This window comes from Pseudomonas sp. FeN3W (genome assembly GCA_030263805.2).
GTDB lineage: Bacteria > Pseudomonadota > Gammaproteobacteria > Pseudomonadales > Pseudomonadaceae > Stutzerimonas > Stutzerimonas stutzeri_G.
The window spans coordinates 1,170,545-1,183,265 of the sequence record CP136010.1 but is presented as its reverse complement, the minus strand read 5'-3'; the positions used below and the strand labels follow the sequence as shown (position 1 = coordinate 1,183,265).

At 64.5% G+C, this 12,721-nt stretch carries 11 protein-coding genes; 5 read left to right on the top strand and 6 right to left on the bottom strand.

Annotated features, from left to right (window positions below):
• The first annotated feature begins 211 nt into the window (after positions 1 to 211).
• The gene (locus P5704_005380; protein WOF79928.1) at positions 212 to 2,098 is read left to right on the top strand and encodes a sigma-54-dependent Fis family transcriptional regulator; all 1,887 of its coding nucleotides are present in this window, start codon (positions 212 to 214) and stop codon (positions 2,096 to 2,098) included.
• A gap of 31 nt (positions 2,099 to 2,129) precedes the next feature.
• On the opposite strand, the gene P5704_005375 is transcribed toward P5704_005380, so the two are convergent.
• The 6 genes from P5704_005375 to P5704_005350 all read right to left on the bottom strand — a co-directional run bounded on the left by P5704_005375 (position 2,130) and on the right by P5704_005350 (position 8,598).
• Positions 2,130 to 3,113 carry a lipid A deacylase LpxR family protein gene (locus tag P5704_005375; protein ID WOF79927.1) on the bottom strand — a complete coding sequence of 328 codons (984 nt, stop codon included), beginning with the start codon at positions 3,111 to 3,113 and terminating at the stop codon, positions 2,130 to 2,132.
• Positions 3,114 to 3,190: 77 nt separating this feature from the next.
• The gene (locus P5704_005370) at positions 3,191 to 4,255 is read right to left on the bottom strand and encodes a hypothetical protein (protein WOF79926.1); all 1,065 of its coding nucleotides are present in this window, start codon (positions 4,253 to 4,255) and stop codon (positions 3,191 to 3,193) included.
• 3 nt (positions 4,256 to 4,258) lie between these two features.
• Positions 4,259 to 4,507: an acyl carrier protein gene (locus tag P5704_005365; protein WOF79925.1), complete on the bottom strand. Its 249-nt coding sequence runs from the start codon at positions 4,505 to 4,507 to the stop codon at positions 4,259 to 4,261.
• Complete coding sequence (locus P5704_005360) at positions 4,504 to 6,405, bottom strand: HAD-IIIC family phosphatase (GenBank protein ID WOF79924.1); 1,902 nt, start codon at positions 6,403 to 6,405, stop codon at positions 4,504 to 4,506. Before P5704_005360 ends, P5704_005365 begins: the two co-directional genes overlap by 4 nt.
• A 21-nt stretch (positions 6,406 to 6,426) precedes the next feature.
• Positions 6,427 to 7,965 (bottom strand): MBOAT family O-acyltransferase, encoded by a 1,539-nt coding sequence (locus P5704_005355; GenBank protein ID WOF79923.1) that lies wholly within the window; start codon positions 7,963 to 7,965, stop codon positions 6,427 to 6,429.
• Positions 7,966 to 8,367: 402 nt separating this feature from the next.
• Entirely contained in the window at positions 8,368 to 8,598 is a 231-nt protein-coding gene (locus P5704_005350; GenBank protein ID WOF79922.1) for a hypothetical protein, read from the bottom strand.
• Between the two features lie 205 nt (positions 8,599 to 8,803).
• Here P5704_005350 and P5704_005345 point away from each other — a divergent pair, with 205 nt between their 5' ends.
• The 4 genes from P5704_005345 (at position 8,804) to P5704_005330 (ending at position 12,691) form a co-directional block, all read left to right on the top strand.
• Positions 8,804 to 9,679, top strand: a complete 876-nt coding sequence (locus P5704_005345) for a YihY/virulence factor BrkB family protein (GenBank protein ID WOF79921.1) — start codon at positions 8,804 to 8,806, stop codon at positions 9,677 to 9,679.
• Positions 9,680 to 9,832: 153 nt separating this feature from the next.
• Positions 9,833 to 10,948 carry a glycosyltransferase family 1 protein gene (locus P5704_005340; GenBank protein WOF79920.1) on the top strand — a complete coding sequence of 372 codons (1,116 nt, stop codon included), beginning with the start codon at positions 9,833 to 9,835 and terminating at the stop codon, positions 10,946 to 10,948.
• A complete protein-coding gene (locus P5704_005335; GenBank protein WOF79919.1) occupies positions 10,941 to 11,702 on the top strand; it encodes a DUF2334 domain-containing protein in 762 nt (253 codons plus the stop codon). The genes P5704_005340 and P5704_005335 overlap by 8 nt, the downstream gene beginning before the upstream one ends.
• Entirely contained in the window at positions 11,699 to 12,691 is a 993-nt protein-coding gene (locus P5704_005330; protein ID WOF79918.1) for a lysylphosphatidylglycerol synthase transmembrane domain-containing protein, read from the top strand. The genes P5704_005335 and P5704_005330 overlap by 4 nt, the downstream gene beginning before the upstream one ends.
• Positions 12,692 to 12,721 lie beyond the last annotated feature (30 nt).

Genomic DNA, 12,721 nt, shown 5'->3' with positions numbered 1-12,721 from the left:
TCCAGCAGAGCAAGCGCCGGGCCAGCCCGCGGCGCACAGCGTCGTGGCTGGCCTGGAGTCGTATCGGGACTGGCCGGTCGAGACTGCGCTGTACCATCCCTGGCGCGGTCGGGGTGACACTCTGTACCAAGCGTGGCACAGCATGCGGCGGCCGGGTGATTGGCCTATGCTGGGCGCAAACCGCCTCGAAACATCGCGGAGAACAACAAGAATGACCTCTCGACTCAGTCAGCATGTGCACCAGGTCCTGAGCTTCGGTGAAGGCACGTCCGCCAGCCAGGGCCCGGCTGCCGATCCCGCCATTGCACGTTCCTGGCGCCGTTGCCTGGAGCAGCATCAGCTGGACCCCACCAGCCTGCGCGCGCCCTGCGTAATCGAGCGTCCGCGACTCAACGAGCACCGCGAGCGGCTGGACCGGGTTATCGCCGTCGCCCACTGGCAGATGAACAGCCTGCACCAGCAGCTGGGCAGCAGCGGACATGCGGTACTGCTGACCGACGCCAGCGGCGTAGTGATCGACAGCGTAGCCGATCAGGCCGAGCGTGCGCAGTTCCAGCGCGCCGGACTGTGGCTCGGCGCGGTGTGGAACGAGGCGACCGAGGGCACCAATGGCGTCGGCCTGTGCCTGCTGGAGCGCCAGGCGCTGACCATTCGGCGTGACGAGCACTTCCGTGGCCGGCACGCAGCACTGACCTGTTCGGCGAGCCCGGTGTTCGATGCCGAGGGTGGGTTGCTCGCCGTACTCAACGTGTCGTCGGCGCGTGAGGATTTGTCGCGCCAGCGGCGTTTTCACACCATGGCGCTGACCAACCTGTCGGCCAAGCTCATCGAAAGCTGTTTCTTCCTGCAGCACTGCGAGGGCAACTACCTGCTGCGCTTCCATGCCCAGCCCGAATACATCGGCCTGCTCAGCGAAGGCCTGCTGGCGTTCGATGGCGAGGGACGGATCACCGCGATCAACGAAACCGCGCTCAACCTGCTCGCCAGTAGCCGCGAGGCGCTATTAGGCCGGCCCTTGGAAACTGTGCTCGATGTGCGTCTGGATCAGTTGCTGGAGCGTGCGCGACCGCAGCCGGGGGCTTGCTGGCCCTTGCATACCCATGACGGTCAGCGGCTGTTCTGCCAGCTGCGCGGGCCGCAGATGCGTGTGGTTGCCGCGCCGCGTCAGGAGCCGGCCGACGTGGCGGGCCTGTGCCTGCTCGATCCGTCAATGCGCAGCGGTTTCAGCCGTGCGCTGAAGGTGCTCGAGCGGGACGTACCGGTGTTGCTGCAAGGCGAAACCGGCACCGGCAAGGAGGCGTTCGCCGGTGCGTTGCATCGCGCCAGCAGCCGCGCCGGCCGGCCATTCGTGGCACTGAACTGCGCGGCGATTCCGGAGACGCTGATCGAAAGCGAGCTGTTCGGCTATCGCGGCGGCAGTTTCACCGGCGCGCGTCGCGAGGGCATGGTCGGCAAGCTGGAGCAGGCCAACGGCGGCATTCTCTTTCTCGACGAGATCGGCGACATGCCGTTGGCGCTGCAGACGCGATTGCTGCGTGTGCTGGAGGAGCGCAAGGTCACCCCGCTGGGGGCTGCCGCACCGGCCGAATTGAACATCCGCCTGATCAGCGCCAGCCATCATGACCTGCGCTCGCTGGTGGCCAGCGGCGCGTTCCGTGAGGATCTGTACTACCGCCTTGGCGGGCTGATGGTCGCGTTGCCGCCGTTGCGCGAGCGCAGCGATAAGCCGGCGTTGCTTGATCATCTGCTGGCGGAAGAAGCGCAAGGCGAGGCTATCTGCCTCGAGCCGGCTGCACGGCAGGCCTTGCTGCGCTACAGCTGGCCGGGCAACGTGCGGCAGCTGCGCAATCTGTTGCGCACGTTGGTGGCGCTGAGCGAACAGGGTCGTATTGGGCTGGACGAGGTGCTTGCTGTATTGCCGACCGAAATGGGCGAGGTCGAGGCACCGCGTGATCCGTTGCAGTCGGCCGAGCGCGAGGCGCTGCTGAGCGTACTGCGCGAGCGGCACTGGCAGGTCAGTCGGGTGGCCGAACAGCTCGGGATCAGTCGCAACACGCTCTATCGCAAGCTGCGCAAGCACGGCATCTCGCGTAACTGAACGGCGGGCGTGAACGCCCGCCGTCACGGAGTCAGAGCGCGGTAGACAGGGTGATCGAGCCGAATTGGTCGTGTTCCTGCTGGCCCTGGAATTCGCGGGTGCGCCAGACGCTGGCGAACGCCAGCTGCCAGCGGCTCCAGGTCAGTGCCACGCCAAGCTTGGCGTCGCCGACCCACTCGCGGCGGTCCACCGAATGGCTGTCCTCGAAGGTGTTGCCGTCCAGCAGCATGTTGTGCGCCATGTAGCGCCCTTCGACATTGGCGAAGCCGTACCAGGCGAAATCGCCACCCGGTCGGAAGAACTGGCTGCCGCTTTGCGCCGGCGTTACCGCGGGGATGCTGAAGCTGCGCTGCAGGTTCTGCCCCAGGCGCAGGCCCAGCCCGGCCGAGCCATAGCTATAAAGGTTGCCGAGGGCGAAGCCCACGCTCGGGCCGTATTCCAGCTCCAGCCCGGCGAAGCGCTCCTGCAGCCACCAGCGATGCTGATAGCCCAGATTGACGAAGGGCTCGTTCTCCAGCTGGTTGTCCCAGCCGTTGGGTTCGTCGCTGTCGGTCACCTTGTGCACGGCACGCTGCAGGCGTTTGCCACCGGCGGCCGGGCCGACGATACCGACATCAAGGTGCAGCCCTTGCGCGGCGCGCCAGCCGTCGTACTGGGTGTCGGAGAACATCGACATGCCGGCGAACAGCAGTCCGGCGTAGGGGCGGTCATCTTCGATCAGCGCTCGGGTTTCGATTTCCTCCGGCGTGTAGATCTGATGACCGAAGCGATAGGAGACGTTGTCGACGGCACTGCCCGACCAGCCGGGCAGCAGATCGGCGAAGCGTCGCGTCCAGCTCTGTTCGTCCGGTTCGAAACCCCAGATGACTTCCAGGCCATTGGTGTAATGACCATCACTGCCCGAGGCGATGATGTCGTTCTCCACCTTGATGGCGAGGATGTCGGCATGGCTGACGATGGGGGCGGTGATGGATGCGGCGAGCAGGCACAAGCACGGCAAAGAACGAGAATGCATGATCAAACTCCTGGCTTACGTTCTTGTTTGTATGTTCTTTCTCGGACCATCACCGCTTCCAGCGGTTCGCTTGTTGCTCAAGGCGCGTCGTATGTGCCGTTTCTAGCCAGCCCCGACTCGCTGACCATCTGCTGCCTGGCTTCCTGCAGATGCTCGGCCAGTGCCACGGTAAAGCCCTGCACGGCTGACCAGCGCAAGTGAATGGCATCGACGAATGCGGCCGGTGGGGCAACCCATTCCCGGTCGGCGTTCCAGTACTGCGCGTGGGTGTTGTCGGCGATGGCGGCGTTCAGTTTGGCGTCGAAGCGGGCGAGAAAGCTGCCATCACCATCGACCTTGGCCTTCCACTGCGGATGCAGTGGCGTGGAAACCACCAGCAGCTGGCGTTGTTCGTCCTCCAGGCGTTTCGACAACTGGCCCAGCGCGGCGAAGCAGCTGTCATCCAGTGGGTCCGGTTTGTCGTAGAACAGGCCACGGTCACCCTGCGGTTCCAGCGGCCCGTCGCCGTGACGGGTGAACACCAGTGGGTCCCATTCGATCTCGTTGGCCCGTTGCGCCTTGACCGTCTGCGCATTGCGCAGCAGCGAGCGCGGCGAGAAGTAGCGCATGTAGTAGCCCCAGCGCGAGGCCTGCTGATAGACGTACTGGTCGGCGTGAGTGCGGTCGAACACCGCATCCGGCACCTTCCAGCAGCCGGCGAAGTCCAGCGGATCGACGATCATCACTACCTGGCGGATGCTTGGTTCGCGGTCCAGCAGCCAGTTGGCGACATAGCTCGACTGGTTGGCGTGCAGGCCGCAGAACGCACCGTTGAGCGGGCGCAAGCCGGGCGTCTGCTCGATCAGCACGTCGCCATCGACATGGCGCCAGGCGACCGAGGAACCGACGATCAGCAGGTTCGGATCGGCGATGGGGTTGTGCCGTAGAAAATGCAGCTTTTCGTCCACGCACAGGCTGTTGGAGAAGGCTGGTGGCGGCAGGTTGTCGGTGTGATTGAGCCAGGCGAGCAGGACGGCAAAGCCGCCGAGCATCCCGAACAGCCCGGCGAACATGCCCAGCAGGTAACCGGCACGTATCCGCCGCTGATCTGCTTCGGCCTGGTCGGCAACGCCGTCCGGGCAGGTATCGACGTACCTGGCCATGACTTAACGTCCTCCGAGTTTGGTCTGAATCAACTGGGCGAAGTGGCCGACGTTCTTCAGCGACTCCAATTCGGCGGTGCGGAACTTGATGCCGAAGCGTTGCTCGGCGGCCACGATCAGCAATACATGGGTCTGGCTATCCCAGCCATCGATGTCGTCAGCGGTGGTTTCGGGGGTGAGGACGATGTCGTCATCGTCGAACACGTCGTGGAAGACCTGGGTCAGCGCCTGGAGAATGTCCTTTTCGTTCATGCTTGCACCTGAATGTGATGATGGATGAGGGCGCGCGAGGCCAGCTCGTAGCGCCAGAAACTTGCATCGCTGGTGGCGTTGGCAGGCGCGGGTCGCTGCTCGAAGCCCAGCCGTGGGTAGTGTTCGGCGACCATACCGTTGCGTTCGGTGGGGCGGTATTCGCCGACCAGGGCGCGCCAGCCGGCAGCCGCTGCCGCATCGGCCAGCACCTCGAGCACCGCTTGCTCCACCTCGCGTCCCAGCACCCGGCAGCTCATCAGCCAGCTGTCGATCAGCAGTTCGTCAGCCTCGATGGCTGCATCCGGTCGCGCCAGCACCACGCTGATCAGGCCGTTATCGCCGAACTTGTCTTCCAGCCGCAGGGCCAGCGCGATGGCCTGCGGATCGCTGGCCATGCGCTCGACTTCGGCTTCGGTATAGCGGCGGGTGGTGAGGTTGAACTGATTGGTCTTGTTGATCAGCTGGGTGGCGCGGGCCTGCTCGGCGGTGCCGATGCGGCTGACGCGCAGCACCATCTGCAGCCCGCGCAGGTAGCCGTCCATGTCCGTGGCCTGACTCAGCGCGGCCTTGCGTTCGGCATTCAACGCATAGCTGCGGCCACGTTCGGCGTCGTCGGAGGTAAAGGACACGGCCTCGAAATAGCCCGCCGCGGCTATGCGCGCGGGGTAGTCGGCGACATCCTCGGGCAGCTCCGGTACGGCGACTTCCGGCAGCTCGCGGCGCACGATGTCGCGCTCGGCAGGGTTGTCGTCGACGAAGACCAGGCTGTCCAGGCCGATATCGAGGATGCTCGCGATGCGCCTCAGGTTGCCGGCCTTGTCTTCCCAGTTGGCGACGAAGGCCGCGATATCGCTGCGCTTGAGTGCCATCTCGGTATGTTCAAAGGCTGCTTCGGCAACGTGCAGGTCGTTCTTGCTGCACACCGCGAGGATCACCCCGCGGCGCGCCAGCTGCGCGGCATAACGCTGAAAGGCGAGAAATGCCTCGCCGCTGGGGCTGCCCTGGCCGAGCTGGATACCGTCGATGCCGTCGTCGCCGATCACGCCGCCCCAGAGCGTGTTGTCCAGATCCAGCACCAGGCATTTGCGCGACAGCCCGGCAGTGGCTGCCGCGATCCGCGCAAAGTGTTCGCCATAAAGCGGTGCCAGGGTCGGGCTGACCAGCTGCTTGGCCTGGTGCCAGCGCACCGGCTCGGCCAGCCCGTCGCCATAGGCAGCCGCCTGCCAGGCAAGATCGAGCAGCAGCACGCCATCCCCACGGGCAGCGGCTCGGATGGCGGCATTCAACCGTTCGATGACTGCCCGCGGCGAAGCCGGCACCAGTGCTTCGTAAGCGCCGAACAGTGGCGGCGTGACCGGCACCAGCGTTTGCTGCACCACCTGCGCGGCATAGCGCTCGCGGGCCCGGCGCCAGAGCATGCGCAGCTCATCGACGCGTTCCGCCACGGCGGCATCCACCTCCGCCTGGCTTGCCTGCAGGGGCAGTTGCAGCGGCGCGTCATGGGCGTCCAGCGCCAGCAGCACCATTTGCGGGGCGAAGGCGTTCAGCGCCGGATCATCGGCCAACAATGCCTGGCGGTACATGCCATAGGGCGCAACGTGCAGCGACAGCGCCAGACGCCGTTGCAGCCCGGCCACGCGGATGGCCGGCAGCAGGTGATCGACCGTATGCGAGGACAGTAGCGCCACCCGCAGCGGCGTCAGCCGTGCCGCCGCGGCATGCTGTTCGATACCCGCGGCGGCCAGCTTGTCCAGCCGTGCGGTCAGGGTGAAATCCCGCTGATAGGATGCCAGTCGGACGGCTTCATACAGGCGCTGCAGCGGATCATCGATACGTTTGGCTTGGCTGATCGCGGCGGAGAGGTCCGGGTGCGCCGGCAGCCAGTGAAGTTGTTGCATGCCTGGGACTCCTTGTCGTGGTCAGAACTGGAAGTAGAGGAATTCGGTCGGCGCCATGGAAAAGGCGATCGCCAGGGCGAAGAAACCGAGCACACCGACCGCCATACCGTGGATCGCCGATGGGCGCCAGGCGCTGACCGGCAGCAGCCGTTCGGTCCAGTGCGGCTGGGCCTGGAAGTTGAGCGCGGTGCGGAAGTGGCCCATCCACTGCTGCACGTTGGGCATGCCCCAGACGAACACCAGCAACGCGGCGATATAGACGAAGTCGGAGCGATCCATCGCCGTGCTGGTCGGGCTCAGGCCGAGCATGCCGGCGAGGATCGCCATGGCCGCCGGTACGTCGCTGGCGCGGAAGAACACCATCGCCACCACCACGCAGCCAAAGGTCAGCGCAACGGCCGCGGCCTTGTGCCACCAGATATCGCTGTCCAGCTTCCAGCCCTGACGCGCCTTCCAGGCCCGCCAACCATGGGCCACCACCAGATAGAAGCCGTGCAGCAGGCCGAACGCGACGAAGTGCCAGCCGGCGCCGTGCCAGATACCGGAGATGAACATGGTGAATACGGTGGGGTAGGCGACCAGTGCGAAGAAGGTACCGGCCGTCATCTTGCCGCGCCGTGGCTGTGGCTTGCCGGCCGCCATGCGCGCGCGGGTCACGCGCAGCACGATGGGGTTGTAGATGTAGGCGGTGAGGAAGCGCGTCAGCGTCATGTGCCAGCGCGACCAGTAGTCGATGACGTTGCGCGCCTTGAACGGGCTGTTGAAGTTCGCCGGCAGGCTGATGCCGAACAGCAGCGCCAGGCCGATGGCCATGTCGCTGTAGCCGGAGAAGTCGAAGTAGATCTGCAGCGTGTAGGTCAGCGCGCCGGTCCAGGCATCGTAGAACGCCGGGATGCTGCCGTCGGCAGCCAGGCTGAAGACCGGCGTGGCTTTCAGCGCGAGGGTGTCGGCGATCACCACCTTCTTGAACAGCCCGAGCAGAAACACCGTGGTGCCCAGCGACAGGTTGTCGATGCGCGCGCGGAAGCTGTCGCGGTCGTTGAACTGCGCGAGCATTTCCCCGTGGTGGGTGATCGGCCCGGCGATCAGTTGCGGAAAGAAGCTGATGAACAGGCAGTAGTTGGCGAAGTCGTGTTCTTCCACCACGCCGTCATGGGCATCGACCAGGTAGGCGATCTGCTGGAAGGTGAAGAAGGAGATCGCCAGCGGCAGGATGATGTCTTCCACCCGCCAACCGAGATCCAGCGCCGCATCCAGCGTACCGAGCAGGAAGCCGGTGTATTTGTAGTAGACCAGCAGCAGCACGTTGGCCGCGACCGCCAGCCCGAGCACCAGACGTGAGGGGTGTCGGCGCAGGTAGCCACCGAGCAGATAGTTGACCAGCATGCTGCCGACCAGCAGCGGTACGTAGACCGGGTTCCACCAGCCGTAGAACACCAACGAGACGACGGTCAGCCAGATCACCGCGAGCCGCTGTCGGCCCGATCCGGTCAGCACGAAGAATCCAATCAACACCACCGGAAGAAAGCCGGCGATGAATTCCACTGAATTGAAAAGCATCTTCCCTATCCCTGCTCAGCATACGTGCATCGCTGCTCAGGCCGCCGGCAAGGCGGGGCGAGTCATCCATTCAGTCCTGGCGCCACATCGCCGGCAATTCTTCCTGATCGGCGTTGCGGCATCCTCGGTCCATCATTGGGTGCTCGCTCGGGCTACGGCCATCGTGGCCGCCTTCCCCTGAGCTCCTTTGGCTCGGACGTGAACGTGTAAGAAAAAGTTTCAATGTTTGTTGTGCCGCCGGGCGCTTTATTGTCGCAGGCCACAAAGTCCCCGGCTGGCCTGGCCTGCGGCTTATATCCGTCAGTCGGGAAAGTTCCCAGGCGTTCTTGGGCTTCGTAAATTCGAGCGCCAACGAACTGCTTGCGATATCTAGCTGACCACCCGGGAATGCACGCCTGTCGTTCAGCGGACGCTGCTCAACCCTGCACTGCTTCGCGCGCGCTGAACGCCTATCGAGGCGGCGGGTGGCTCGACCTTGCGCTGCAGGTGCCGCACAGTGCGCTTGAGGCGCTGCACCTTGTCTTCCAGCTGGAAGACCTTGCGGTTGTTATAGAACATGCCCAGCACGAACCCCACCGAAGTGAAGACCAGGCCATAAATGAGTGCGGCTTCATAGAGATAGCTGGAAAACATCCTGTCGTCCTCTGCGGGTAGTGGCCTACGCTCGTCGAGCGAATCAACCCGGAATGGGCTGATGCCAATCTGCCCTTGTGTGACAGGGCACGCATTGAAAACGTTCCCGGTGCACCGGCTGCGTCAGATGTTCAGCAGCGAACTCTCCAGCAGAGCGGTCGTCCCATTTTCTAGACCGCACATTTCACTGATTGGGGACACATCGATGGCCATGCTGGACACCCGCGGTATCGGGGCCGTGACCTTGCTCAAGCGTACGTTCAAGGAATTCGGCAACGACGACATGTCGACCTATGCCTCGGCGCTGGCGTACCGCGGCCTGTTCTCGATGTTTCCGTTCCTGCTGTTTCTTATCGCCTTGCTCGGCTTTCTCGATCTGCAGAATTTCTTCGACTGGTTGCGCATGCAGGCCGCACTGGCCTTGCCGCCGATGGCGATGGAGCAGATCAATCCGGTCATTGACCAGTTGCAGGAACAGAAGGCAGGGCTGCTGTCGTTCGGTATCGTCGTGGCGCTGTGGACGGCTTCGGTCGGTTTTCGCACGTTAATGAATGCGATGAATCGTGCCTACGACGTGGAGGAGGGGCGACCGAGCTGGAAGCTGATCCTGCTTTCGTTGGCGTACACGGTGGGTACCGCCGTGTTGCTGCTGTTGTCGGCCGGGTTGATGATCGTCGGGCCGCAGGTGATGGAGTGGCTGGCCTCTCAGGTCGGCCTGAAGGACGTCGTCGTGCTGCTCTGGACCTGGCTGCGCTGGCCGGTGATCGTGCTCATGCTGATGCTGGTGGTAGCCCTGCTGTACTACGTGGCGCCGGATGTGAAGCAGGAGTTTCGCTTTATCACGCCGGGCTCGGTGCTGGCTGTGCTGGTGTGGATTCTCGCCTCGATCGCGTTCGGTATCTATGTGCAGAACTTCGCCGATTACAACGCGACCTACGGCAGCATCGGCGCCATCATCGTGTTGCTGCTTTATCTGTATATCTCCTCGGCGGTGCTGCTCTTCGGTGCCGAACTGAACGCGGTGATCGAACACGCTTCGGTCGAAGGCAAGGATCCGGGCGAGAAGGTGCCGAACGCCTGAGACGCCGTCTGGCGCTCCGCTGCGAACAACCCTTCTACGTAACGGTCATCTATTTCATTACAGAATTATTCCGCAGGGATTGCGGAGCATGTTGCCGGCGCGCGACATGCCCGGTGCGCCGGAGTTCTGCTATGGGACCGACGGAGAAGTACCTTGCATATCGCGGATATGACCATGTTCTATGCGCCCGCCAGTGGTGGCGTGCGCACCTACCTCGAGGCGAAGCATCGCAGGCTGCAGCTCTACTCCGGCGTGCGACACAGCATTCTGGTGCCGGGCGGCGACTACAGTCACAACGATGGCCTCTATGAGGTGCCGGCACCGATTCTGCCCTTTGGCAAGGGCTATCGCTTTCCAATCCGCCGCGCGCCCTGGCGCAATCTGCTGCGTTCGCTGCGCCCCGATCTGATCGAGGTCGGCGATCCCTACATGACCGCATGGGCGGCACTGGATGCCGGGCGCCGGCTCAATGTTCCGGTCATCGGTTTCTATCATTCCGATCTGCCGCTGCTGGTCAGCAACCGTATCGGCAGCTGGCTGGGTACCAACCTCAACGGCTACGTTTCAAAGCTGTACGGCAGTTTCGATCGGGTATTGGCACCCAGCGAAGTGATGGCCGACAAGCTCATTCATCTCGGCGTGAAGAATGTCTTCGTGCAGCCCCTGGGGGTTGATCTGGACACCTTCCGCCCCGAGCGGCGCGATGCCGGTCTGCGCCGCGAGCTGGGCCTGGCCGACGACACCCGGCTGATGATCTTTGCCGGACGCGGTTCGCGGGAGAAGAACCTGCACATCCTGCTGGAAACCGCGCGCCAGCTCGGCAAGCCCTATCACCTGTTGCTGGTGGGTTCGAGCATGCCACAGCGGGTGCCGGACAACGTCACGGTGATCGACCGCTTCTGTTGTGCCAGCGAAGTGGCGCGCTACATGGCCAGTAGCGATGTGCTGCTGCATGCCGGCAATCAGGAAACCTTCGGCCTGGTGGCGCTCGAAGCCATGGCCAGCGGTATTCCGGTGATCGCCGCGCGTGCCGGTGCGTTGCCGGAGCTGGTGCCGTTCTACAGTGGGCGCCTGTGCCGGCCGCTGGACCCGAGGGCCATGGCGCATACCGTGCGCGAGCTGTTCGAGGACGATCCACGGCTGCTCGGGCAGCAGGCGCGCCAGCATGTCGAGGCGCACCATGCCTGGGATGCCGTGGTGGCGGGGTTGCTCGCCCATTACCACGCGGTGCTCGGCACGGCGGACCTGCCGGTAGCCGTACATGGCTGAGGCGGCTCTGACGCTGGTGCTGCACGACGTGGCCGCGGAAACCTGGCCGGACTACCGGCCCTTCGTCGAGGCGGTGGACGCCATCGGCGGTGTGCCGATCACCTGGCTGGTGGTCCCGGACTTTCATCAGCGCAATCCGCTGGAGCGACAGCCGGATTTCCGCCGGCTGCTGGACCAGCGCGTGCAGCGCGGTGACGAACTGGTGCTGCACGGCTGCTACCACGCCGATCTCGAGCCCGCACCGAAGACGCCGCGGGACTGGTTCATGCGCCGGATATATACCCATGAAGGCGAGTTCTACGGCCTCGACGAACAGGCTGCGGGCGAGCGGCTGGCGCGTGGCCTGGAGCTGTTCCGGCGCCAGCAATGGCCGCTGCATGGCTTCGTCGCACCCGCCTGGCTGATGAGCGAGGGCACGCGGCGGGTACTGGCCCGTAGCGGGCTGACCTATACCAGTGATCCAGGCCATCTTTATCTGCTGCCTGATTTTTCTCCGATCAGGGCGCCGGGGCTGGTCTGGAGTGCTCGCAGCCCCTGGCGCCGTGGTGTGTCCTGGCTGGTCAGCGAACGGCAGCTACGGCAGAGCCGGCAGGCGCCATTGCTGCGGCTGGGCCTGCATCCGGTGGATATGCGCCACGAGTTCTCCCGGGGCTATTGGCTCGATGTGCTCGAGCGTCTGCTGCGGGACGGCAGGACCCCGCTGACCAAGATCGACTGGCTGCGCCGATACCGCCAGACGAGCGCCGTGGCATGAACCGGCGCTGGTGGTTGTTGGGCGGTGCTTTGCTCGCGGCGGCCATGGTGCCGCTTTTGCTTGGCGGCACCGGCCTGTTCGAACGGCTGCGCCATTTTCCGGGCAGCTTGTTGGCCTCCATGCTTGCCATGGTGCTGGTCGGCTGGAATCTGAATGCGCTGCGCCTGCGCCTGCTGCTCGGTCGGCGAAAGCTGGGGCAGCGCCGCGCATTCGGCATCGTGGTGGCCACCGAATTCGCCATTTGTGCGACGCCCGGGGGAGCCGGCGGGCCGCTGACCCTGATGGCGCTGCTGATGCGCCAGGGCGTGGCGCCGGCCAAGGGCACGGCGACCTATGCCGTCGAGCAGCTGAGTGATCTGCTGTTCTTCGCCTGCGCCCTGGTCGGTGTGCTGTTCTATGCACTGACCCACAAGCTCAACGCGCACATCGCCAGCCTGCTGGGCTTCAGCGTCGCGTTACTGATCGGTGTGATGGTGCTGCTGGCGCTGCTCGGCCGCTTCCACCGGCAGGTATTTCTGCTCAATGGCTGGCTGGTTGGCCGGTTTGGCATGAAACCGTCACGCAAGCGCCGTTGGGCACGCAAGGTGCTGGGCTTCCGAAATGCGCTGGTCGACTGTTTTCGCCTGCCGCGTCGTCTTCTGCTTGCGGTGTTCGGGCTGACCACGCTGCATTGGCTGCTGCGCTTCAGCGTGCTCTATCTGACGCTGCGCGGCCTGGGCAGCGAGTTGGCCTGGGCCTGGACCTTTCTCGTCCAGCTACTGGCGCTGACCGCCGGCCAACTGAGCCTGCTGCCCGGTGGTGCCGGTAGTGCCGAACTGGCATCGGCAGCGCTGCTGACCCCGATGGTAGGCAAGTCGACGACGGCGGCGGCGATTCTGATCTGGCGTTTCGTGACCTATTACTTCTATCTCATCGTGGGCGCGCCGGTCTTTCTGCACCTGGCGGGGCGGCCATTGCTGCGTCGTCTGCTGCCTTCGCGCCACGCGTGAGCCGTTCCGTTCCGATGGCCGGGGGAAACT